24 protein-coding genes are annotated in these 20,251 nt (G+C 75.6%); 15 read left to right on the plus strand and 9 right to left on the minus strand.

Annotated elements, in window-relative coordinates; all coding sequences use genetic code 11:
- Positions 1 to 5: 5 nt before the first annotated feature.
- The 8 genes from ACFPK1_RS09720 to ACFPK1_RS09755 form a co-directional block, all read right to left on the minus strand.
- A complete protein-coding gene (locus tag ACFPK1_RS09720) occupies positions 6 to 518 on the minus strand; it encodes an SRPBCC domain-containing protein (protein WP_378020715.1) in 513 nt (170 codons plus the stop codon).
- Positions 515 to 853, minus strand: a complete 339-nt coding sequence (locus tag ACFPK1_RS09725) for an ArsR/SmtB family transcription factor (protein ID WP_378020716.1) — start codon at positions 851 to 853, stop codon at positions 515 to 517. Before ACFPK1_RS09725 ends, ACFPK1_RS09720 begins: the two co-directional genes overlap by 4 nt.
- A gap of 161 nt (positions 854 to 1,014) precedes the next feature.
- Entirely contained in the window at positions 1,015 to 2,226 is a 1,212-nt protein-coding gene (locus ACFPK1_RS09730) for a cytochrome P450 (protein WP_378020717.1), read from the minus strand.
- Positions 2,227 to 2,236: 10 nt separating this feature from the next.
- A complete protein-coding gene (locus tag ACFPK1_RS09735) occupies positions 2,237 to 3,226 on the minus strand; it encodes an AraC family transcriptional regulator (protein ID WP_378020718.1) in 990 nt (329 codons plus the stop codon).
- Positions 3,227 to 3,233: 7 nt separating this feature from the next.
- Positions 3,234 to 3,656, minus strand: a complete 423-nt coding sequence (locus ACFPK1_RS09740) for a tautomerase family protein (RefSeq protein ID WP_378020719.1) — start codon at positions 3,654 to 3,656, stop codon at positions 3,234 to 3,236.
- A gap of 4 nt (positions 3,657 to 3,660) precedes the next feature.
- Positions 3,661 to 4,695 (minus strand): 4-hydroxy-2-oxovalerate aldolase, encoded by a 1,035-nt coding sequence (dmpG, locus tag ACFPK1_RS09745; protein WP_378020720.1) that lies wholly within the window; start codon positions 4,693 to 4,695, stop codon positions 3,661 to 3,663.
- The gene (locus tag ACFPK1_RS09750) at positions 4,692 to 5,600 is read right to left on the minus strand and encodes an acetaldehyde dehydrogenase (acetylating) (RefSeq protein ID WP_378020721.1); all 909 of its coding nucleotides are present in this window, start codon (positions 5,598 to 5,600) and stop codon (positions 4,692 to 4,694) included. The genes dmpG and ACFPK1_RS09750 overlap by 4 nt, the downstream gene beginning before the upstream one ends.
- An 80-nt stretch (positions 5,601 to 5,680) precedes the next feature.
- Positions 5,681 to 6,403, minus strand: coding sequence for an IclR family transcriptional regulator (locus tag ACFPK1_RS09755; RefSeq protein ID WP_378020722.1), 723 nt, complete (start codon positions 6,401 to 6,403; stop codon positions 5,681 to 5,683).
- Between the two features lie 108 nt (positions 6,404 to 6,511).
- Between ACFPK1_RS09755 and ACFPK1_RS09760 the strand changes: the two genes are divergently transcribed.
- The 11 genes from ACFPK1_RS09760 to ACFPK1_RS09810 are packed head-to-tail and all read left to right on the plus strand — an operon-like array spanning position 6,512 to position 16,555.
- Positions 6,512 to 7,495: a DODA-type extradiol aromatic ring-opening family dioxygenase gene (locus ACFPK1_RS09760; protein WP_378020723.1), complete on the plus strand. Its 984-nt coding sequence runs from the start codon at positions 6,512 to 6,514 to the stop codon at positions 7,493 to 7,495.
- Positions 7,480 to 8,319: a DODA-type extradiol aromatic ring-opening family dioxygenase gene (locus ACFPK1_RS09765; protein WP_378020724.1), complete on the plus strand. Its 840-nt coding sequence runs from the start codon at positions 7,480 to 7,482 to the stop codon at positions 8,317 to 8,319. The genes ACFPK1_RS09760 and ACFPK1_RS09765 overlap by 16 nt, the downstream gene beginning before the upstream one ends.
- Positions 8,319 to 8,609 carry a BMC domain-containing protein gene (locus ACFPK1_RS09770; RefSeq protein WP_208114379.1) on the plus strand — a complete coding sequence of 97 codons (291 nt, stop codon included), beginning with the start codon at positions 8,319 to 8,321 and terminating at the stop codon, positions 8,607 to 8,609. Before ACFPK1_RS09765 ends, ACFPK1_RS09770 begins: the two co-directional genes overlap by 1 nt.
- Positions 8,610 to 8,631: 22 nt before the next feature.
- Positions 8,632 to 8,940 (plus strand): BMC domain-containing protein, encoded by a 309-nt coding sequence (locus ACFPK1_RS09775; protein WP_378020725.1) that lies wholly within the window; start codon positions 8,632 to 8,634, stop codon positions 8,938 to 8,940.
- Positions 8,937 to 9,182: a EutN/CcmL family microcompartment protein gene (locus tag ACFPK1_RS09780; RefSeq protein WP_378020726.1), complete on the plus strand. Its 246-nt coding sequence runs from the start codon at positions 8,937 to 8,939 to the stop codon at positions 9,180 to 9,182. Before ACFPK1_RS09775 ends, ACFPK1_RS09780 begins: the two co-directional genes overlap by 4 nt.
- Entirely contained in the window at positions 9,179 to 10,267 is a 1,089-nt protein-coding gene (locus tag ACFPK1_RS09785) for a PEP/pyruvate-binding domain-containing protein (protein WP_378020727.1), read from the plus strand. Before ACFPK1_RS09780 ends, ACFPK1_RS09785 begins: the two co-directional genes overlap by 4 nt.
- A complete protein-coding gene (locus ACFPK1_RS09790; protein ID WP_378020728.1) occupies positions 10,257 to 12,080 on the plus strand; it encodes a PEP-utilizing enzyme in 1,824 nt (607 codons plus the stop codon). The genes ACFPK1_RS09785 and ACFPK1_RS09790 overlap by 11 nt, the downstream gene beginning before the upstream one ends.
- Complete coding sequence (locus ACFPK1_RS09795; RefSeq protein ID WP_378020729.1) at positions 12,077 to 12,784, plus strand: HAD-IA family hydrolase; 708 nt, start codon at positions 12,077 to 12,079, stop codon at positions 12,782 to 12,784. The genes ACFPK1_RS09790 and ACFPK1_RS09795 overlap by 4 nt, the downstream gene beginning before the upstream one ends.
- Positions 12,781 to 13,230, plus strand: a complete 450-nt coding sequence (locus ACFPK1_RS09800; RefSeq protein WP_378020730.1) for a RidA family protein — start codon at positions 12,781 to 12,783, stop codon at positions 13,228 to 13,230. The genes ACFPK1_RS09795 and ACFPK1_RS09800 overlap by 4 nt, the downstream gene beginning before the upstream one ends.
- A 4-nt stretch (positions 13,231 to 13,234) precedes the next feature.
- A complete protein-coding gene (locus ACFPK1_RS09805) occupies positions 13,235 to 13,912 on the plus strand; it encodes an alpha/beta hydrolase family protein (RefSeq protein ID WP_378020731.1) in 678 nt (225 codons plus the stop codon).
- A gap of 33 nt (positions 13,913 to 13,945) precedes the next feature.
- Positions 13,946 to 16,555 carry an ATP-binding protein gene (locus tag ACFPK1_RS09810; RefSeq protein ID WP_378020732.1) on the plus strand — a complete coding sequence of 870 codons (2,610 nt, stop codon included), beginning with the start codon at positions 13,946 to 13,948 and terminating at the stop codon, positions 16,553 to 16,555.
- A gap of 12 nt (positions 16,556 to 16,567) precedes the next feature.
- Here the strand turns inward: ACFPK1_RS09810 and ACFPK1_RS09815 are convergent, their stop codons facing one another.
- On the minus strand, positions 16,568 to 17,011 hold the full coding sequence (locus ACFPK1_RS09815) for a nuclear transport factor 2 family protein (protein ID WP_378020733.1): 444 nt from the start codon (positions 17,009 to 17,011) through the stop codon (positions 16,568 to 16,570).
- A 137-nt stretch (positions 17,012 to 17,148) separates the two neighbouring features.
- On the opposite strand from ACFPK1_RS09815, the gene ACFPK1_RS09820 reads away from it, so the two are divergent.
- The 4 genes from ACFPK1_RS09820 (at position 17,149) to ACFPK1_RS09835 (ending at position 20,244) form a co-directional block, all read left to right on the plus strand.
- A complete protein-coding gene (locus ACFPK1_RS09820; protein WP_378020734.1) occupies positions 17,149 to 18,444 on the plus strand; it encodes an alpha-hydroxy-acid oxidizing protein in 1,296 nt (431 codons plus the stop codon).
- Positions 18,445 to 18,463: 19 nt separating this feature from the next.
- Positions 18,464 to 19,213, plus strand: a complete 750-nt coding sequence (locus ACFPK1_RS09825) for a histidine phosphatase family protein (protein WP_378020735.1) — start codon at positions 18,464 to 18,466, stop codon at positions 19,211 to 19,213.
- A gap of 75 nt (positions 19,214 to 19,288) precedes the next feature.
- The gene (locus ACFPK1_RS09830; protein WP_378020736.1) at positions 19,289 to 19,585 is read left to right on the plus strand and encodes a hypothetical protein; all 297 of its coding nucleotides are present in this window, start codon (positions 19,289 to 19,291) and stop codon (positions 19,583 to 19,585) included.
- Positions 19,582 to 20,244, plus strand: a complete 663-nt coding sequence (locus tag ACFPK1_RS09835) for a DUF4383 domain-containing protein (RefSeq protein WP_378020737.1) — start codon at positions 19,582 to 19,584, stop codon at positions 20,242 to 20,244. Before ACFPK1_RS09830 ends, ACFPK1_RS09835 begins: the two co-directional genes overlap by 4 nt.
- Positions 20,245 to 20,251: the final 7 nt, after the last annotated feature.

Here is a 20,251-nt window from a genome sequence, read left to right on the forward strand (position 1 = left end):
ACGACTCAGCCGGGGATCGGTGCCCCGGAGGGGACGCCGGCGTCGACGTAGGCCCGGTAGAGCTCCTCCCAGCCCGGGGTGCGGACGCCGGGGGCGCCACCGGGCGCGCCGGCGATCGCGGCGTCGAGGGCGTCCAGGCAGAGGTCCCAGCCGGCGGCGTTGCGCGAGGCGGCGTCGCGCTCCTCCATGACGTGGGTGAACGTCAGCCGGGTGCGGCCGTCGCGCAGCGTCTCGACCTCGAACCACAGCTGCTCGTCGTCCCACGAGAACCCGACGCGGTGCGGCGGCTCGTGCACCAGGACCTCGCCGCCCCCGCCGTCGCCGTCGGTCTCGAAGGAGTAGGTGACCGCTGCACCCGGAGCCCACGACGACGCCGCGATGCGCGCGGGGAACCAGTGCACGAGCTCGTCGGGGTCGGTGAGCAGGGCGAACACGCGGTCGGCGGGGTGGTCGTACTCCCGGACGAAGCGCAGGGCGGGGCGTCCGTCGATCTCGAGGTAGCTGCCGGTGGGGCTCACGGGGTGTCCTTCCGTGGGTCGGTCTCCTCGAGTCGCCGGCCGAGGGCGTCGAGGCTGTCGGACCACAGCCGCCGGTAGGGCGCGAGCCAGGCGTCGAGGGCGACGAGCGGGGCGGGGTCGACCTCGTACACCCGCCGCTGGGCCTCGGGTCTCGCGCGCACCAGCCCGGCCTCGCGCAGCACCCGCAGGTGCTTCGACGTGCTGGGCTGGCTGAGCTCGAGCAGGTCGACGAGCTCCCCGACCGCCCGGGGCCGCTCGCGCAGCAGCCCGAGCATGGCCCGGCGGTGCGGGTCGGCGAGCGCCGCCCACGTCCCGGTGTCCGGTGCGGTGGTCACGGGATGAGCATGCCGTACGTGGAATATGCCGCGCAAGGCATATGGAGCGGCGTCCGTCGATCATGTGCAACCGTGGCGTCCCCGCCGACAGTCGGTGATCAACGGGGACTTTCGGCGCCTAGAAGCTGCGAACAGCGCGTTCGCGGCAACCCCGGCGCGGCTCACCACGTCACGTCGAGCGTCTCCAGCCCGCGGAAGAAGTAGCTCGCGATGTAGGTGGGCTCGTAGCCGTCGGCGAGGCGCAGGGTCGGGAGGCGGCGGATCAGCGTCTCGAGGGCGACGCGGATCTCGGCGCGCGCCATCGGGGCGCCCGGGCAGACGTGCAGGCCGCGGCCGAAGGCGAGGTGGTCGCGGACGTTGGCGCGGTCGATGTCGACGACGTCCGGGTCGGGGAACGTCGTCTCGTCGCGGTTCCCCGAGCCGAACAGCAGCAGGACCATCGTGCCGGCCGGCAGGTCGGTGCCGCCGAGGCTCGTGTCCCGGGTCGTGATGCGGAACAGGCCCCGGTGGGGCGCGTCGCGGCGCAGGACCTCCTCGGTGACCTTCGGGATCGCCTTCGCGGGGTCGGCCCGCACGCGGGAGTTCACGTCCGGGTTCTGGAGGATCGCCAGCATCGTCGCGGTGATCGCGTCCCGCGTGGTGTCGAAGCCCGCCACCCGCGCGGCCCCGCGGACCACGTTGATGACGTAGTCGTCGTCGAGGCCGGGGAAGCCGTGGGCGCCGTGCACGAGGTCGGAGATCAGGTCCTCGCGCCGGTGCGCGCGCCGGTCGTCGATGAGGGCCTGCAGATAGACGGTGTAGTCGGCCATCCGGCGGGCCGAGGCGATGCGGTCGTCGAGGGGGGCGAGCAGGTTCCAGAGCATGTTGACGTCGTCGGTCCACTGCTGGATCCGCTCGCCGTCCTCGGCCGGGAAACCGATGATCGCGTTGATCACCGACTGCACGAACGGGACGGCGTAGCCGACGACGAGGTCGGCCCGGCGGCCGTCGAACCCGTCGATCAGCGACTCCGCCGTCGCCCGCATCGTCGGCAGCATCGCGCGCACCCGCGCCCCGGTGAAGCCGGCGTCGAACACCCGCCGGATCGGGTGGTGGGCGGGCTCGTCCTCGTTGACCACGGCGTTGGTCTCCGGGACGTTGCCGGCCTGGAGGACCTCGGTGACCTCGGGCGGGTTCCAGTAGATCTTCGGGACCGCGACCGCCGACGAGTACGTCTCGGGGTCGTCGATGACGGTGGTCAGGTCGGCGTACCGGGTCACCATGTACGCGCCCAGGACCGGGTTGATCATCGGCGGGTGGGCGCGGGCCTCGCGGTAGAACAGGTGCGGGTCCTCCCGGTGCGGGCTGACCATGGGGTTGAAGTCGAGGGTCACGGCGCCGACGCTAGGTGTGGTCCAGGTCACCCGTCGATCCGTGCGCGGTAGGCCGGACGCCGGTTGCGGCAGTGCGCGACGGGGGCTCGCCGAAGGCCGTGCGGTAGGACCGGGCGAAGCGGCCGAGGTGGGTGAAGCCCCAGCGCATGGCCACCTCGGCCACCCCGCCCCGCCCCGCTGCGAGGTCGTCGCGGGCGCGGCGCAGGCGCACGTCCCGCACCAGCGCCATGGGGGAGACGCCGTGGTGGCGGGCCATGCCGTCGCGCAGGCCCCGCGCGCTGACCCCGGCGACCTCCGCGAGCGAGGCGACCGTCCAGGGGTGCTCGGGCCGCTCGACGACGGCGGCCACGGCGCGGCGCACCGACCGCGGTCCGACGGCGCTCGCGGGGGTGGCGAGGGCGTCGCGGTAGGGGTGGTCCACGGTGTGCAGCAGGCCCGCGACGACGGCCTCGACCAGCGGGCGCATGACGCGCGGGTCGGCGGCGAGCCCGCGCGGGTCGGCGGCGAGGTCGGCGAGCGTGCGCACGAGCGACCACCACCGCCGGCCGTCGTCGGACTCGAGGTCGATCGTCGGCGCCAGCGCCACCGCGCCGCGCACCGGACGGTCGAGCAGGGACGTGAGCTGGTCCTCCAGCGCGCCGCGCTGGATCTTCAGCCCGAACAGCCGCCCGCCCTCGGCCCACCCGTGCAGGCGCGCGGTGCCGTCGGGCCGGTAGACCGCCGCGGTCGCCGCGGTGGAGCACACGTCGGCGCGCCCGCTGCGCGTGCGCAGGACGCCGTCCAGGGCGATGTTCACCTCGTAGCCGGTGGCCAGCTCCCCGGTCTCGATCACCACCTCGCCGCCGTAGGACAGCACCCCGGCCGCGACGGGCCCGAGGTCGACGGCCGAGAGCGACATCGAGAACTCGGCGGGGTCGTGGAGCATCGTCAGCCGGTGCGGGAAGTAGATCTCCGCGCACTCCGCCCGCGCGCGGTCCGGATCCGAGGTGCTGACGCGCACGGTGGGCCTACCCGGCCGGGGACCCTGTGGCCGCCGCCCGCGCCGCGATCTCGTCCCGGCGGGCCCCGGACGCCGGCACGCCGCCGATCGCCCAGTCGTCGGGGGGCACCTGGATGATCCTCCCGCGCACCCGGGAGCGCTCCACGCCGAGGACGCCGACGATCAGGTCGGTGACCTCGGCGAGCAGCCGGTGGCGCTGCTCGACCGGCCGGCCCTCCAGCACGATCGCCGTGAAGTACGGCGCCGGCGCCGCGCCGGTGGAGCCGCCGACCGCCCAGTGCTCCCGCGCGTGGAGCGTGAGGTAGGCGCGGACGCGCTCGAGCGGCGACTCCAGCACCTCGGCGTAGCGCCGGCTCAACAGCTCCAGCAGCCGCGCGTGCTCGTCGGGGGCGTGGTCGCCGTCGACGAGGTGGAGCTCGAGCACGGGCACGTCGTCACCCCTGCTCGCGCTCGCGGGCCAGCTCCAGCGCGATGTCGATGATCATGTCCTCCTGGCCGCCGACGAGGCCCAGCTCGCCGCAGCGGCGCAGGATGTCGGGCACCGGGACCTTGTAGCGCTCGCCCGCGTGCTCGGCGTGCAGCAGGAAGCTGGAGTAGACGCCCGCCCAGCCCTGGGTGATGGCGTTGCGGTCCATCTTCGGCCAGCGGTGCAGGTAGGGGCGCACGACGTCCTCGGCGGCGTCGAGCAGCGCGGTGACGTCGACGCCGGTGGAGACGCCCATGCGGTCGAACACGGCGGCGAGCACCTCGGTCGGGGAGTTGCCCGACCCGGCGCCCAGCGCGCACAGCGACCCGTCGATCTCCTTGACGCCCAGTTCGGCGGCGATCACCGAGTTGGCCACGCCCATTGAGAGGTTCTGGTGACCGTGGTAGCCGACCCACGCCTCGTCGCCGACCTCGGCGAGCAGCGCCTCGAACCGCGCGCGGGCCTCGTGCATGAGCAGCGCGCCCGCGGAGTCGGTGACGTACGGGCACTGGCAGCCGGCGTCGACCATGATCCGGGCCTGCTTCGCGAGGTCCTCCGGCGACGTCCGGTGCGCCATCATGAGGAACCCGACGGTCTCCATGCCCAGGTCGCGGGCGACCCCGAAGTGCTGGGGCGACACGTCGGCCTCGGTGCAGTGGGTGGCGACCCGCACGACGTCGGCGCCGGCGTCGCGGGCGCGGCGCAGGTCCTCGACGGTCCCGATGCCGGGCACCAGCAGCACCGCGATCTTCGCCTGCCTCGCCTCCTCGCGGGCGGCGGCGATCAGCTCGAGCTCGTCGGTGTGCGAGAACCCGTAGTTGAAGCTCGAGCCGCCCAGGCCGTCGCCGTGGGTCACCTCGATGACCTCGACGCCCGCGCGGTCGAGCGCGCGGACGGTGTCGCGCACCTGCTCCTCGGTGAACTGGTGCGCCTGCGCGTGGCTGCCGTCGCGCAGGGTGGTGTCGGTGAGGCGGACGTCGTGCCTGATCTCGGGCCTGCTCATGCCACGACCTCCGTCATGTCCGCTGCGACCAGCTCGCCGACCTGTGCCGCGGCGGCGGTCATGATGTCCAGGTTGCCGGCGTACTCCGGCAGGTAGTCGCCGTTGCCCTTGACCTCGAGGAACACCGCCACCCGCCCGCGCCCGCCCCACTTCTCGGTGGGCGGGTCGAACTGCGGCTCGGCGCGCAGCGTGTAGCCGGGGACGTACTGCTGGACCCGGGCGACCATGTCGTGGATCGAGGCCGCGACCGCGTCGTGGTCGGCACCCTCGGGCAGGGAGCAGAACACCGTGTCCCGCATGATCATCGGCGGCTCGACCGGGTTGAGGATGATGATCGCCTTGCCGCGCTCGGCGCCGCCGACCTCCTCGACCGCACCCGCGGTGGTCTGGGTGAACTCGTCGATGTTGGCGCGCGTGCCCGGCCCGGCCGAGCGCGACGCCGCCGACGCCACGATCTCCGCGTAGGCCACGGGCACGACCCGCGAGACCGCGGCGACGATCGGGATGGTCGCCTGCCCGCCGCAGGTGATCATGTTGATGTTCGGGGCGGCGAGGTGCTCGCCCATGTTCACCGCCGGGCACACCATCGGCCCGAGGTGCGCGGGCGTCAGGTCGATCGCCGTGATGCCCGCCTCGGCGTACCGCGGGGCGTTCGCCACGTGCGCCTTCGCCGACGTCGCCTCGAAGACGATCCGGGGCAGCGGGTCCTGGCGCAGCAGCCAGTCGACCCCCTCGGCCGACGCGGCGACGCCCGCCGCGCGCGCCCGCTCCAGCCCGTCGGACTCGACCACCCCGACCATCGCGGTGACCTCGATCCGCGGACTGCGCGCGAGCTTGGCCAGCAGGTCGGTACCGATGTTGCCCGGGCCGACGATCGCGGCCGGGACCTTGGCGGGCGTACTCATGACCGCAGCGTGGCACCGGTCACGCACCCCGGGGAACCGCGGCGTTCCACTCGGTGGGACACGACCGGGCCGGGGACGGCTCAGGGGGTGAGTTGCCGCGCCGCCCGGGACGCGGCCTCGACGACGTCCTGCGCGCAGCGCGCGAGCACCGCCCGGCTGAACAGCGACGACGGGCCGGCGACCGAGAGCCCGCCGACCGGCCGCCCGTCGGCGTCGACCACCGGCGCGGCCACCGAGGTCCGCCCCGCCTGGAAGGTCGACGACACCACGTACCCCGCGCGCCGCGCGGCCCCCAGCTCGTCGTGCAGGGCGCCGCGGTCGGGCGGGGGCAGGCCCTCGTCGCGGCACAGGCGCCCGACGCGCTCGTCGACCTCCGCCGCGGGCAGTCGCGAGAGCGCCGCCTTGCCGCAGCCCCCGCGCCAGGCCGGGGCCCGCAGGCCGACGCGGTTGTCCATGGGCGCGCGGACCGGGCCGGCCTCGCGGTGCAGGTAGACCGTCCAGCCCCCGACGAGCTGGGCGACGTGCACCTCCTGGCCCGCGGCGCGGCGCAGCCCGCCGAGGCCGCCCTCGACGGCGGCGACGAGCCCGGTGCGCTCGATGATCTGCCCCGCCAGCCCGACGAGCAGCGGTCCGAGCCGCCAGCCCCGGCCCGGCACGGTCTCGAGCAGGCCCTCGGCCGCGAGGGTGCTCGCGAGCACGTGGACGGTGCTGCGCGGGATCCCGGTGCGCGCCGCGAGAGCGCGGGTGGAGAGCACGTCGGTGGTCGGCCCGAAGGCGCGCAGCAGGACCGCGGACTTGCTCACCGCCGCCACCGTCACCCGAACGAGTCTGGGCGGTCCCGAACGGCGGTGTCCAGCACCGTTGGACGCCGACCTGGGGGAGGAGGTCCGGCTCTCCCTAGCGTCGCCGCCATGTCCCGTGTGTTCCACGCCACCGCCGGGAGCGGTCGCTCGGCCGCCCGGCGTGCCCCGCGCACGGGGCCTGCGCCCGCGGGGGCACCGACGGCGCCGGGACAGGGGAGCCGCGGCGGCATCGTCGCCGGCTACCTCGCCCCGCATCCGCCGCACCTCGTCTACGCCGAGAACCCGCCGCAGAACGAGCCGCGCTCCACCGGTGGCTGGGAGGTGCTGCGCTGGGGCTACGAGGAGCTGCGCAAGAGGCTGCGCGCCCACCGGCCCGACGTGCTCGTGGTGCACGCGCCGCACTGGATCACCATGGTCGGCCACCACGTCAACTGCGTGCCGAACCCGCGCGGCGTCTCCGTCGAGCCGATCTTCCCGCACCTGTTCCGCTACCACTACGACTTCCGCACCGACGTCGAGCTCGCCGAGGCGATCGTCTCCGAGGGCGAGCGCGCCGGGCTGGTCACGAGCGCGATGCGCGAGGACGGGGTGCGGGTCGACTACGCGACGATCGGGGCGCTGCACCTGGCCAACCCCGACTGGGACATCCCGGTCGTGTCGCTGTCGGCCAACAACAACCCCTACTTCTACTCCGACGCCTCGCTCGCGGAGATGGAGACCCTCGGCGAGGCGACGCGGAAGGCGATCGAGCGCACCGGGCGCCGGGCGGTGCTGCTGGCCTCGAACTCGCTCTCCCACCTGCACTGGGACACCGAGCCGGACCTGCCCGAGGACATGGGCGTCGAACGGCCCTTCACCCACGCCCAGTACGCGGGAGACATGGAGCTGCTGCGGACGATCCGCGAGGGCCCGACCGCGAGGCTCAAGGAGGCCGTGCCCGCGCACATCGAGGCGACCTCGTCGGAGACGAAGGCCGGCAGCCTGACCTGGCTGATGGCGGCGATGGGCTGGCCCGCGATCGCCGGCGACGTGCTGGCCTACGGCACGGTGATCGCGACGGGCAACGCCGTGGTCGAGTGGGTGGCGCCGTGATCCCGGCGGCGCTGGTCCCGACCATGCCCCACCTGCTCGCCGGCGACCCCGCCCCGAGCTGGGCCGAGCTGGCCGCGGCGACCCGGACGGTCGGCGACCGCCTGCGCGCCGCCGGCGTCGACACCGTCCTGCTGCTCTCGACGCAGTGGTTCACCGTGCTCGGCCACCAGGTGCAGTGCGACGACCGGCTGCGCGGCCGGCGCACCGACGAGAACTGGTACGCCCACGACTACGGGCACCTCGACCACGACCTCGCCGTCGACACCGAGCTCGCGCACGCCTGGGCCGACGCCATCGACGCCGCGGGCCTGCAGGCCCGGCGCACGCGCTACGACGGCTTCCCGGTGGACACCGGCACGGTGGTGGCGGCGAAGTTGCTGGACCCTGGCGATCGGGGTCGCTGGGCGATGGTGTCGTGCAACCTCTACGCCGACCCCGCCGCGATGGCGCAGGTGGCGGCGGCCGGGGTGCGGGCGGCGTCCGGGCTCGGCCGGCGCGTCGGCGTCGTCGCCGTCAGCGGGCTGTCGTCCGGGCTGACGCCGCGCTGGATCCGCCCGGCGGAGGACCGCGTCGCGCCCGAGCACGACCGCTGGAACCGCAAGGTCCTCGACGCCATCGCCGCGGGGGACCGCGAAGCGGTGCTGGCGATGCGCGAGGAGTTCGCCGCGGCGGCGCAGGCCGACAGCCAGTTCCGCGCGTTCGCGTTCCTGGACGGCAGCGGCGCGGTGGACCGGCCGGGCGAGGTCCTGGCGTACGGACCGGTCTGGGGCACGGGAGCAGCGGTCGTCTGGTGGGGCGAGCACGCCGACAAGAGGGAGACCTGATGGCACGGGCAGTGGGGTTCATCGAGGCCGAGGGGTTCGTGCCGGTCTTCGACGCGGTCGACGCCATGGTCAAGGCGACCGAGGTGGAGGTCCGCGGGGCGGTGCGCCTCGGCGGCGGGCTCGTCGCGGTGGCCGTCACCGGCGACCTCGCGACGGTCGAGGAGGCCGTGGAGGTCGGCGAGGAGGTCGCCCGGGCGGTGTCCGGGCGGGCCGTGAAGTCGATCGTGTTCGCGAGCCCGTGCGTGCCGGTCCAGGCGCTGGCGGGCGACATGGCGATGGTGGGGAGCTGAGCCGGGGATGGCGGAGAGGGGCATGGGTGCGATCGGCATCCTCGAGACCCGCGGCGTGGTGGCGCTCGCGGCGGGCATCGAGGCGATGATGAAGACCGCCGACGTCGAGACCGTCACGGTCGACCGGGTGAGCAGCGGCTACCTCGCCGCCGCCGTCCGCGGGTCGCTGGCCGCGGTCCGCCAGGCGATCAACGCGGGCTCGGCGGCCGTCGAGCAGTACGGCGAGCTGCGTGCCGCGCAGGTCTACCCGAAGCCGCACGGCGTGTCGGTCGGGCTGCTCGAGAACGGGAGCGCCGACCGACTCACGCGGGCGATCGAAGCGTCGTCATGATCCTCGGCGAGGTCGTGGGCCGGGTGTGGTCCGAGCGCGAGGTCGACGGGCTCGGCGGGATGCGCATGGTGCTGGTGCGCGACCAGGACTCCGGGGCGCGGCGGGTGGCGGTCGACATGCTCGACGCCGGCACCGGGACGACGGTGCTCGTCGCCACCGACGAGGCCGCGGCGGCGGTCACCGGGCGCGCTTGCGTCGACGCGGCCGTCGTCGCGCTGGTCGCCGGGTGGGATGCGCCGTGAGCGGGACCTGGACCCTGGGTCTCGCGGACCCGGCGACCGCCGACGTCGCCGCCGTCGGCGGCAAGGGCGCGGGACTGCACCGGCTGGTGGCCCTCGGCGCGCGGGTGCCGGCCGGGTTCGTCGTCACCACCGACGCCTTCCGGGCCGCCCTCGCCGACGCGGGCGACGTCGAGGCGCCGCTGCGCGACCTCGCCCCCGACGCCCCGATCGACCAGGTGGAGCGGGCGGCGGCGCAGGCGCGGGCGCGCCTGCTGCGCGCGACCACCACCGGGCCGGTGCTCGACGCCGTGCGCGCGGCCTACGACGGGCTCGCCGGGGGCATCGCGCGGGTCGCGGTGCGCTCGTCGGCGGTCGGCGAGGACGCCGCGGGCGCCTCGTTCGCCGGGGAGCACGACACGTTCCTGGAGATCCGGGGCCGCGACGCGCTCGCCGACGCCGTGTGCCGGTGCTGGGCGAGCCTCTACACCGCCCGCGCCGTCTCGTACCGCGAGCACGCGGGGGCGGGGCCGGCCGGCGCGATGGCCGTGGTCGTGCAGGAGATGGTGCCCGCGCGGGCCGCCGGGGTGTTCATGACGCTGAACCCGGCCAACGGCGACCGCTCGACGGTGGTCTGCGAGGCCGTGTGGGGCCTGGGCGAGCCGCTGGTCTCCGGCACGGTGACCCCCGACCGCTTCGTCATCGACAAGATCAGTGGTGAGGTCGTGCGCCGCGAGGTGGCCACCAAGGAGCGCTGCCTGGTCCGCGACCCCGAGCACCCCGGCACCGGCGAGACCGACGTGCCGGCCGAGCGCCGGGACCAGCCGTGCCTCGACGACGCCGAGCTCGCCGAGATCCTCGAACTGGCCCGCCGCGTCGAGCGCGACGCCGGGGTGCCGCAGGACGGGGAGTTCGCGGTCGCCGAGCCCGGCGGCCCGGCCCGCGTCCACCTGCTGCAGACCCGTCCCGAGACCGTCTGGAGCACCCGCGCGCCACGCACGGTGTCGGGCGGCGCTCGGTCGGCGCTCTCGGCGGTGCTCGCCACCCTCACCCGCGGTGCGACCGCGACCAGCCCGACGCCCGAAGGGACGCCCGACCATGCCGGCTGACCGTTTCCCGAGCCCGTTCGAGATCGAGACCCCGCCCGGCGCCGAGGGGTGGGAGTCGATGTACGACTGGTACCACCTGTTCGGCCCGGAGCGTCGCGAGACCGACGAGGGCCGGTTCTGGTTCGCCGACCGCCTGCACCACCCCGACGTGCTGCACCCGTACGACGAGATCCAGTGCGAGTGCTGGTGGCAGGCGCTCGGCGCGTTCAACACCCGGATCTTCGCGATGCCGCCCGCGTTCGGCGTCGACCAGCGGATCGTCAACGGCCGGCTCTACGTCACCCCGGTGCCGGCGCCCGCCGAGGACATCGGGGCCCGTGCCGAGGAGTTCGGGCGCCGCGCCGGGCACTACTACGAGCGCTGGGACGCGATCTACGCGGAGTGGAAGGAGAAGGTGACCGCGAAGCTGGAGGAGATCCGGTCGCTGCGGTTCGACCCGCTGCCCGACCTGGAGCCCGAGCGCACGGTGTTCGACCACGTCGGGCACTCGGCGGGCTTCCGCATGATCCGGGACTTCGACCGGCTCGTGCTGACGATGTACGAGACCTACCAGTACCACTTCGAGCTGCTCAACATCGGCTACGCGGCCTACCTGACGTTCTTCGGGCTGTGCCGCGCGGCGTTCCCCGACATCTCCGACCAGTCGATCTCGCGGATGGTCGGCGGCCTGCGCGTCGAGCTCTACCGGCCCGACGACGAGCTCAAGCGCCTCGCGAAGGAGGCCCAGCGCCTCGGGCTGGTCGAGCGCCTGTCGGGCACCGAGGACGCGGCGACGCTGTTCGCGGCCCTGCGGGCCGACGCGGCGGGCGCCGAGTGGGTCGCCGACTGGGAGCGCACCGCCGACCCGTGGTTCCTCATCAACACCGACCCCGGGCACCCCGGCGGATACCACACCTACCCGACCTGGGCCGACCAGCCGGACATCCCGCTGGCCTCGGTGCGCGAGTACCTGCGGCGCCTGGAGTCCGGCGAGTCGATCGACCGCCCGACCGACGAGGTGCTCGCCGAGCGCGACCGGATCACCGCCGGCTACCGCGAGCTGCTCACCGACGCCGACCGCGCGACGTTCGACGAGACCGTCGCCCTGGCCCGCCAGGTCTTCGCGTTCATCGAGGAGCACGTGCTCTACATCGAGCACTGGATGTGGGCGACGTTCTGGGCGAAGTCCCACGAGCTCTCGCGTGCGCTGGCCGCGATGGGCGAGATCGACGAGCCCGAGGACATGTTCTTCCTGCGCCGCTACGAGGTCGCCGAGGCGATCTACGACTGCGTCGCGGCCTGGTCGGTCGGCTCGCGGCCGCGCGGCGCGGACCACCTGCGCCCGACCATCGCGCGCCGCCGCGAGATCTACACGGCGCTGCGGGCGTGGGAGCCGCCGCCGGCGCTCGGCCCGCCGCCGACCCAGATCGACGAGCCGTTCACGGTGATGCTGTGGGGGATCACGACGGCGTCGGTGGCGGAGTGGCTGCGCGCCGACTCGCAGGACGGCGTGCTGCGGGGCACCGCGGGGTCGCCCGGCGTCGTCGAGGGCCCGGTGCGGGTGGTCACCCACCCCAACGAGCTGCCCGAGGTGCAGCCCGGCGACGTGCTCGTCTGCCCGGCCACGTCGCCGGCGTGGGCGCCGGTGTTCGCCCGCGTCGCGGCCACCGTCTCCGACGTCGGCGGGATCATGAGCCACACCGCGATCGTGTGCCGCGAGTACGGCATGCCCGCGGTGGTCGGGACCGGCAACGCCGTCGCGACGCTGCGGACGGGCCAGCGGGTGCGCGTGGACGGGGACGCCGGGATCGTCACGGTCCTGGAGCCCGCGTGACGTCCTGCGCGCCGCGGCCGGGCGGGCGCCCGGAGCCGGTTCCGCCCGACCCGGTTCGCGCGGGCCGGCGCCGGGCGCTGCGCCGGACCCGGACCGGGAGCGGCACCCTGCTGCTCGACATGGGCGGGGTGGTGATCCCGACGCTGTTCGAGTCGACGGCCGTCCCCGGTTTCCCCGCCGGGCCGACGGGCGTCGACGAGGACTACCGGTCGGTCGAGGCGGGCCGGTCCCAGGAGCGCGACTACTGGGCCCGGCTGGCGCAGCGCCGGCCCGACATCGACATCGGGGCGCTGTGGCGCGACTGCTCGTACGTGCGGGGCGAGGTGCTCGGGCTGATCGAGCGGCTCGCCGGGCGGGTCCGGGTCGTGGCGTTCACCAACGACATGGCGCACTGGTTCGGCGACGACTGGCCGGCGCGGTTCCCGGCGGTCGCCCGCTTCGACGGGGTGCTCGAGGCGGCGAAGCTGGGCGTCCTCAAGCCCGACCCGCAGGCCTTCCGCGTCGCGGCGGACGCGCTGGGCGAGGACCCGCGGCGGTGCCTGTTCGTCGACGACCTCGCCGCGAACCTCGACGGCGCCCGCCGCGCCGGCATGGCCGCCGAGCTGTTCGAGGTGACCGACCCGGCCGGCTCGGTCGCGCGCGTGGCCCGGGCGCTGGGCCTGCCGGCGGAGGAGCCCCGGCGCCGGCGGGTGTGGGCGCCGTGAGCACCTCTCCGGACCATCGCCTCGACGAGCTGGGGCTGACCCTGCCGCCGCTGCGCCGGCCCGCCGGGCACTACCGCGGCTGGACGACGGCCGGCGACGTCCTGCACCTGGCGGGGCAGGGCGCCGACGGGCACACCGGGCGGCTGGGGGCCGACCTCTCGGTGACCGACGGCTACGCCGCGGCGCGGGCCTGCGCGCTGAACCTGCTCGCCCAGGCCCGCGACGCGCTGGGCTCGCTCGACCGCGTCGCCCAGGTCCTCGTCCTGCGCGGCTACGTCGCGTGCACCGACGACTTCGTCGACCAGCCCGGGGTGATCGACGGGGCGTCCGACCTGCTCGCCGCGGTGTTCGGCGAGCGCGGCGAGCACGCCCGGACCGCGATCGGCGTCCGCGCGCTGCCCAAGGGGTTCGCCGTCGAGCTGGACGCGATGCTGCGTGTGCGCTGACCGGGTGCGCTACGGGAGCGACGCCGCGCAGTTCGTCGACGTCCACCGGGGAGCGGGGCCGCCGGTCGTCCTGCTCCACGGCGGGTTCTGGCGGGCCCGGGTGGGGCTCGACCACATCGCGCCGGTGGCCGCCGACCTGCACGCCCGCGGGCACACGGTCGTCAACGTCGAGTACCGCCGCGTCGGGCAGGGGGTGTGGCCGGCGACGCTCGAGGACGTCGAGGCGGCGGTGCGCACGGTCGCCCGGATGACGGACGCGCCGGCGGTCCTCGTCGGCCACTCGGCGGGCGGGCACCTCGCCACCTGGGTGGCGTCACGGCTCCCGGTGCGCGGGGTGGTGTCGCTCGCCGGCGTGCTGACGCTCGCCGACGGCGCGCGCGAGGGGATCGGGAGCGGTGCCGTGCATGACTTCGTCGGCGGGCTGCCCGACGAGGTCCCGGAGCGCTACGCGCTCGCCGACCCGCTCGCCCACCTGCCCCTGGGCGTCCCCGTGCGCGCGGTGCACGCTCCTGACGACGAGCGCGTGCCGTTCGCGATCAGCGCGGCCTACGTCGACGCCGCCCGCGCCGCCGGCGACGACGCGGTCCTCGTCGAGGTGGCGGGCGGCCACTTCACGCTCGTCGACCCCGCGCACGCCACGTGGCCGACCGTGTACGGACAGATCACGGGCCTGCTCGCCTAGGAGAAGGGGCTCTGACCTGGGACGATGTCCCGCGTGGGGGACCTTCTCGAGCGTGCCGCGGAGCTCGGGGTGCTCGCCTCGACGCTGCCCGCGGCGGCCGCCGGGCAGGGCAGCGTCGTGCTCCTCGCGGGTGAGGCGGGCATCGGCAAGACCAGCCTGATCCGCGCGTTCGTCGCGGCGGTGCCGCCCGGCGTCCGGGTCCTCGCCGGGGCCTGCGACGACCTCGTCACGCCCCGCACGCTCGGCGCGATCCGCGACGCCTTCGCCGGCCACTCGCCGCGCCTCGACCGCGTCCTCGCCGAGGGCACGCGCGACGACGTGCTGGTCGGCGTGCTCGCCGAGCTCGTGGACCCTGCTGAAGCGGGCCGGCCGACGGTGCTCGTCGTCGAGGACGTGCACTGGGCCGACGACGCCACCCTCGACGTCCTGCGCTACGTCTCGCGGCGGATCGAGCGGACGTCGGCGGTGCTGGTCGTGTCGTACCGCGACGACGAGGTCGGCCGCGACCACCCCGCCCAGCGCCTGCTCGGCGGGCTGGCGGGGACGCCGGCGCACCGCGTCGTCCTGCCGCGCCTGTCCCAGGCCGCCGTGGCGCGCCTGGCCGGCACCACGTCGGGGTCGCTGTACGCGCTCACCGGCGGCAACCCGTTCTACGTCACCGAGGTCGTCGCCGCGGGCGAGGACGCCGTGCCGCTGACCGTCACCGACGCCGTCATGGCCCGCGTCCAGGGGCTGCCGGCCGCGACGCGGGGCGCGCTCGAGCAGCTCGCGGTCGTCCCCTCGCAGGTCGAGCTGCCGCTGGCGCGGGCGCTGCTGGGCGACCTCACGGTGCTCGCGGAGGCCGAGCGGCGCGGGGTCCTGCACGTGCGCCCGGACGCCGTGGCGTTCCGGCACGAGCTCGCGCGGCGCGCGGTCGAGGACTCGCTGCCGGCGAGCGAGCGCATGCGCGCGCACACCGCGGTCCTCGACGCGCTCCTGGCCCGCGACGACGTCGACCTGCCCCGGGTGCTGCACCACGCCGTCGAGGCCGCCGACGACGAGCGGGTCGTCGCGCTGGCCCCGCGGGCCGCGGCGCGGGCGGCGCGCGACGGCAGCTTCGGCCAGGTCGTCGAGTGCCACCGCCTGCTGCTGGCGCGCGAGCAGCTGGTGCCCGCGGCCGAGGTCGCGGCGGCGCGCCACCAGCTGGCGGACGCGCTGTGGGCGATGGACGAGCCGACCGAGGCGCTCGAGCACGGGCTGGCCGCGGTACGGATCCTCGAGGAGCTCGACGACGTCGCCGGGCTGGGCGTCGCCCTCATCGTGCTCGGGCCGGCGCAGTGGTCGCTGGCGCGGACCGCGGAGGCCAAGGTGAGCCTGGCGCGGGCGGTCGCGCTGCTCGAGTCGGTGCCGGAGACGCCGACCCGCACCCACGCCCTGCTGTGGAACGCGGTGCTGCTGGCCATGGCGGGCGACGGCGACGTCCTCGGCGCCGCCGAGGCGGCCGCGGCCTCCGCCGAGCGCACCGGGGCGCCGGAGCACCTCGGGATGAGCCTGACCTGCCTCGGCCGGGCGCGGGTGATCGGGGGCGATCACGACGCCGGTCTCGCGCTCATGCGCCGGGGCGTCGCCGAGACCCGGGCCGCCGGGGCCCACACGTTCACCCTCATCGCCCACGGCCTGCTCGTGCTCGACCTGTTCGCCCTCGCCCGCTTCGACGAGTGCCGGCGCCACCTCGACGAGGCGATCGCCTACGCCGAGGAGCTCGAGACGTGGTTCCTCGCCACGTCGTGGCAGGCGGTCGGGTACCGCCTGCAGGCGGTGCACGGCGACTGGGACGGCGCGATCGCCGGGCTGCGCGGCATCGTCGGGGTCCGGGGCGAGCCGGAGCGCGGCTCGTTGCGCTACGCGCTCCCGCCGCTGGCCCGCCTGCTCGCGCGCCGGGGTGACGACGACGCCCCGGCCTACCTGGCGTGGACCCGGGACCTCGCCGCGCGCGCCGAGTGCTACGACGTGTGGTGGGCCTCGGGGCTGCTGGAGATCGAGACGGCGTGGCTCGCGGGGCGCCCCGCCGACGCCGACGAGGCGCTCGCGCGGCTCGGGGAGCTGACCGCCCGCCCCGGCCGCGAGCTCGACCGCGGCGAGCTGGCGCGCTGGCGGCAGCGGCTCGGGCGGCCCGTCACGGTGCCGGCGGGCGCCCGCGACGTCCACGCCGCCGGGTTGCGCGGCGACTGGGAGGCCGCGGCCGCCGCGTGGGAGGCCGAGGGCGTGCCGTACGACCAGGCGCTCGAGCTGCTCGACTCCGGCGCGGCCGAGCCGACCCTGCGGGCGCTGCGGATCCTCGACGGGCTGCGCGCGAAGCCCGCGGCGCGGCTGGCCCGGCAGCGGTTGCGCGCGCTGGGCGTCTCGCACATCCCGCGCGGCCCCTACGCCGCGACCCGCGCGAACCCCGCGGGGCTCTCCGACCGGCAGGTCGAGGTGCTGCGCCTGCTCGCCGAGAGCCTGACCAACGCCGAGATCGCGGCCCGCCTCGTCATCTCGGAGAAGACCGCCGACCACCACGTGTCGGCGATCCTGGGCAAGCTCGACGTGCGGAGCCGTCGGGAGGCCGCAGCGGTGGCCCGGACGCTCGGTCTCGCCCCCGAGCGCCGCGGCGCGCCCCGATAGGTGTCGTGACGGTCAGGCGTGGGGGTAGCCGCGCTCGGCGTACTCGAAGCCGCCGAGCTCGAGGCGCTCGTAGCCCGACGCCTGCGGCGAGGCGTAGTAGGCGCGGATCTCGGTGATGCGGCCCTCGTCGTCGAACTCGTACCACTCCGCGCCGCGCAGGATCACCCCGAGCGAGCCCTTGTGGTGGGTCCACTCGCACACGGCCTGCCGGCGCGGCTCGTCGACGACGATCGCGTCGACGGTCCACGACGAGCCGCGCTCGCGGACCGCGGTGGCCCAGCGCTGCGCGATCACCCGCGCGCCGACCCAGGGGCCGTCGTACATGTCCGGCGGGAAGTAGTGCCGGGCGTTCCCGGCGAGGTGGGCGGCCACCGCGTCGGCGTCCCCGGACGTGCAGGCGTCCATGTAGCCCCGCACCGTGGCCTCCAGCTCGGCCGATGTCGTCCCTCTGCCCACCATGGCCTCCTCCACGGGTCGAGCTCCGCTGCGCTGCGTCTCCCGACCTGATCTCCGTGTGCCGGGCGAGGATGCGGATGTCCTGACGATGAGTGCAAGCGTGGCCCCCGGGCCGGAACACCGGTGACCGCGCGAGGATGGGTGCCGTGAGCCAGAGCGGGCGGGTGCGACAGGACGAGGTGTACCGGGCGGGGATCACCGGGCGCCGGCCGGCGGTGCCGACGGCGTTCCCGGCGCTGGAGCGCCGGGCGCGGTGGGCGATGTCGCGGCGGGCCCACGCCTACGTCGCGGGCGGCGCGGGCAGCGAGGAGACGGTGCGCGCCAACCGGGCGGCGTTCGAGCGGCACCGCATCGTGCCGCGGATGCTGCGCGGGGTGGGGGAGCGCGACCCCTCGGTCGAGCTCTTCGGCCGCCGCCACGACCACCCGCTGCTGCTCGCGCCGATCGGCGCGAGCGACCTCGTGCACCGCCGCGCGGACCTCGCCGTCGCCGAGGGCGCGGCGCACGCGGGCGTCTCGATGATCGTGTCCAACCAGGCGGGCTTCCCGATGGAGGAGATCGCGCCGCGGGCGACGGCGGGCTGGTGGTCGCAGCTGTACTGGTCGACCTCCGACGACCTCGTCGACAGCTTCCTGCAGCGTGCCGAGGCGGCCGGGGCCGGCGCGGTGGTCGTCACGCTGGACACCACCACGCTGGGCTGGCGCCCGCGCGACCTCGACCTCGGGCACCTGCCCTTCGCCCGCGGCCTGGGCATCGCGCAGTACACGTCCGACCCGGTGTTCTCCCGCCTGGCGCAGGAGACCGCCGACGGTCCCCGCCGCGCGACGCCGCGGCCCACGCCGGCGGCGGTCCGGACCCTGCTCGAGATCAGCCGCCACCACCCCGGCCGGTTCGTCGACAACCTCCGCTCGCCGCTGCCCCGCGCGGCCGTCGAGACGTTCCTGCGCGTCTACTCGCGTCCCACGCTCTCCTGGGACGACATCGCCACCCTGCGCTCGCGCACCCGCCTGCCCGTGGTGCTCAAGGGCGTCCTGCACCCCGACGACGCCCGGCGCGCCCTGGACCACGGCGTCGACGGGGTGCTGGTCAGCAACCACGGCGGGCGGCAGGTCGACGGGTCGGTGCCGACGCTCGACGCCCTGCCCGGCGTCGTCGAGGCCGTCGACGGGCGCGCCCCGGTGCTGTTCGACTCCGGGATCCGCAGCGGGTCCGACGCCGCCCGCGCGCTGGCGCTCGGCGCCAGCGCGGTGTGCCTCGGACGGCCCTGGGTCTACGGGCTCGCGCTGGCCGGGGCGGCCGGGGTCGCGCAGGTGGTCCGCGACGTCCTCGCCGAGCTGGACCTCACCCTCGCGCTGGCCGGGGCCCGCACGCCCGCCGACGTGGAGCTCGAGCCGTTCGGGAGCGCGGAACCGGCCGTGCGCCCGCGGGGGTGATCACGCCAGGGTGGAGGGCATGACCCGGGTGCTGCTGATCCGCCACGGCGAGACCCACGGCTACTTCGACGACGTCGGGCTCACCGAGCACGGCGAGGACCAAGTCCGCGCGAAGGCCGCGGAGCTGGCGGCGGAGCTGCCGGCGTCGGCGACCGTGGTGCTCCCGCACGCGCCGACGGCCCGGGCGACGGCGACGGCCCGCGGCCTGCGCGAGGGGCTCGCCGGGCGCCGGCCCGACCTGCACCTCGGCGAGCTATACACCGAGGGCCGGTTCGACAGCGTGCAGTTCCTCCACGACGGGGCGGCGCGGGAGTCGTCCGGCGTCGCCGCGCACCGGCTGCGGTTCGAGGAGAACGGCGACGGCGTCCCCGACTGGGTCGCCGCGTACGACCGCTTCGACACCGACTACGGCGCCGGATCGCGTCTCGGTGGGCCGATCGACCGCTGGATGGACCTGGTGAGCCTGCACTTCGAGCCGCCCCAAGTGATCGCCTACCGCGCGTGGGCGGGCATCCGGGTGCTCGACCCGCAGGCGGTCGCCCTCGTCTCGACGCACTCCGCCCTCCTGCGCGGGTTCGCGGCCGCCGCCCTCGGCCACGATCCGGGAGAGGCGCGCAACCTCGAGCACGTCGAGGTCGTGCACGACGGCACCCACGCCACGGTGACGTTCCGCGGGGAGTCCGCCGAGGTCGGCGTCCCCACCGAGCTGCCGCCGTGGCTCGACCCCTCCTACCTCGAGGCGGGGGAGCGGGCGGCACACCGCTGGTGAGGACGTGACGTTTCGGGGTGTCCCGCGCGGCCGATGCTCGTGGGACACCACCGATCACATCCGGGAGCACCCGTCATGTCCCTCGCCGACACCCTCGCCCGCTGGCGCGCCCGCCTGACCGGCGAGAGCGGGCCCGTCGGCCCGTCCACCGCCACGCAGCCCACCGAGTCCGACGCCGGGCACGACCCGCGCACCGCCGCGTCCCGCGCCACCGGCGGCGCGCACCCGGAGAACCGCGGCGACCAGGGCTCGGTCACGGGCACCGGGGAGACCGACGTCTTCGTCGGCCGCGCCGCGGGGCAGGACCCCGGCTACGCGGGGGAGACCGGGGCCGAGGCCCGCCGCGAGGCCGAGCAGCGGGACGCGCGATGACCAGCGGCGCCGGCGTCGTCCAGGTCCACCGCATCGGCGCGGTCGTGGTCGCGCTGGTGATCGCGGCGTTCGGCGTGCTCGGCCTCGTCGGCGGGCTGTCGTTCTTCGACACCGAGGGCGCGCCGGTGCTCGGTCTCTCGACCAACGGCGCCCTCTCGACGATCTCGCTGGTGACCGCCGTGGTGCTCGTCGCCGCGGCGATCCGCGGCGGCCGCCTGGCCTCCACGGTGATGATGGTGGTCGGGACGCTGTTCCTGGTCTCGGCGTTCGTCAACCTCGCGCTGATCGGCACCGCGTACAACCTGCTGGCGTTCCGCCTGCCCAACGTCTTCTTCTCGATCGGCGCCGGGTGCGTGCTGCTGTTCACCGGCGCCTACGGGCGGGCGTCGGCGAAGCTGCCGCCGGACAACCCGTACAAGCGCGAGCGCCGTCCGGACGACCCGGAGGACCACGGCGACGCGGCCGAGGCGCCGCAGGACTCGCACCGCCAGCCGCGTCCGTCGTCGGCGGCGGAGGCGGCGGCCGACGCCGCGATGGCCGAGGCCGAGCGGGCGCTCGCGCAGGGTGCCGCCGACGACGAGCAGCGCCGCCGCCTCGCGGCCGTCGACCACGCCCGCACCCACGAGGAGCGGCGCGCGATCTGGATGCAGGGCGCCTGACCCCGTC

This window comes from Actinomycetospora rhizophila (genome assembly GCF_042657905.1).
In the GTDB taxonomy this organism is placed as follows: domain Bacteria; phylum Actinomycetota; class Actinomycetes; order Mycobacteriales; family Pseudonocardiaceae; genus Actinomycetospora; species Actinomycetospora rhizophila.

What these genes read in the sequence shown, in the direction of transcription:
- ACFPK1_RS09835 (WP_378020737.1), top strand. Translation starts at nt 19,582, where the DNA reads ATGACCAGCGGCGCCGGCGTCGTCCAGGTCCACCGCATCGGCGCGGTC.
- ACFPK1_RS09775 (WP_378020725.1), top strand. Translation starts at nt 8,632, where the DNA reads ATGGGTGCGATCGGCATCCTCGAGACCCGCGGCGTGGTGGCGCTCGCG.
- ACFPK1_RS09830 (WP_378020736.1), top strand. Translation starts at nt 19,289, where the DNA reads ATGTCCCTCGCCGACACCCTCGCCCGCTGGCGCGCCCGCCTGACCGGC.
- ACFPK1_RS09820 (WP_378020734.1), top strand. Translation starts at nt 17,149, where the DNA reads ATGGGTGCCGTGAGCCAGAGCGGGCGGGTGCGACAGGACGAGGTGTAC.
- ACFPK1_RS09770 (WP_208114379.1), top strand. Translation starts at nt 8,319, where the DNA reads ATGGCACGGGCAGTGGGGTTCATCGAGGCCGAGGGGTTCGTGCCGGTC.
- ACFPK1_RS09780 (WP_378020726.1), top strand. Translation starts at nt 8,937, where the DNA reads ATGATCCTCGGCGAGGTCGTGGGCCGGGTGTGGTCCGAGCGCGAGGTC.
- ACFPK1_RS09790 (WP_378020728.1), top strand. Translation starts at nt 10,257, where the DNA reads ATGCCGGCTGACCGTTTCCCGAGCCCGTTCGAGATCGAGACCCCGCCC.
- ACFPK1_RS09750 (WP_378020721.1), bottom strand. Translation starts at nt 5,600, where the DNA reads ATGAGTACGCCCGCCAAGGTCCCGGCCGCGATCGTCGGCCCGGGCAAC.
- ACFPK1_RS09825 (WP_378020735.1), top strand. Translation starts at nt 18,464, where the DNA reads ATGACCCGGGTGCTGCTGATCCGCCACGGCGAGACCCACGGCTACTTC.
- dmpG (WP_378020720.1), bottom strand. Translation starts at nt 4,695, where the DNA reads ATGAGCAGGCCCGAGATCAGGCACGACGTCCGCCTCACCGACACCACC.
- ACFPK1_RS09760 (WP_378020723.1), top strand. Translation starts at nt 6,512, where the DNA reads ATGTCCCGTGTGTTCCACGCCACCGCCGGGAGCGGTCGCTCGGCCGCC.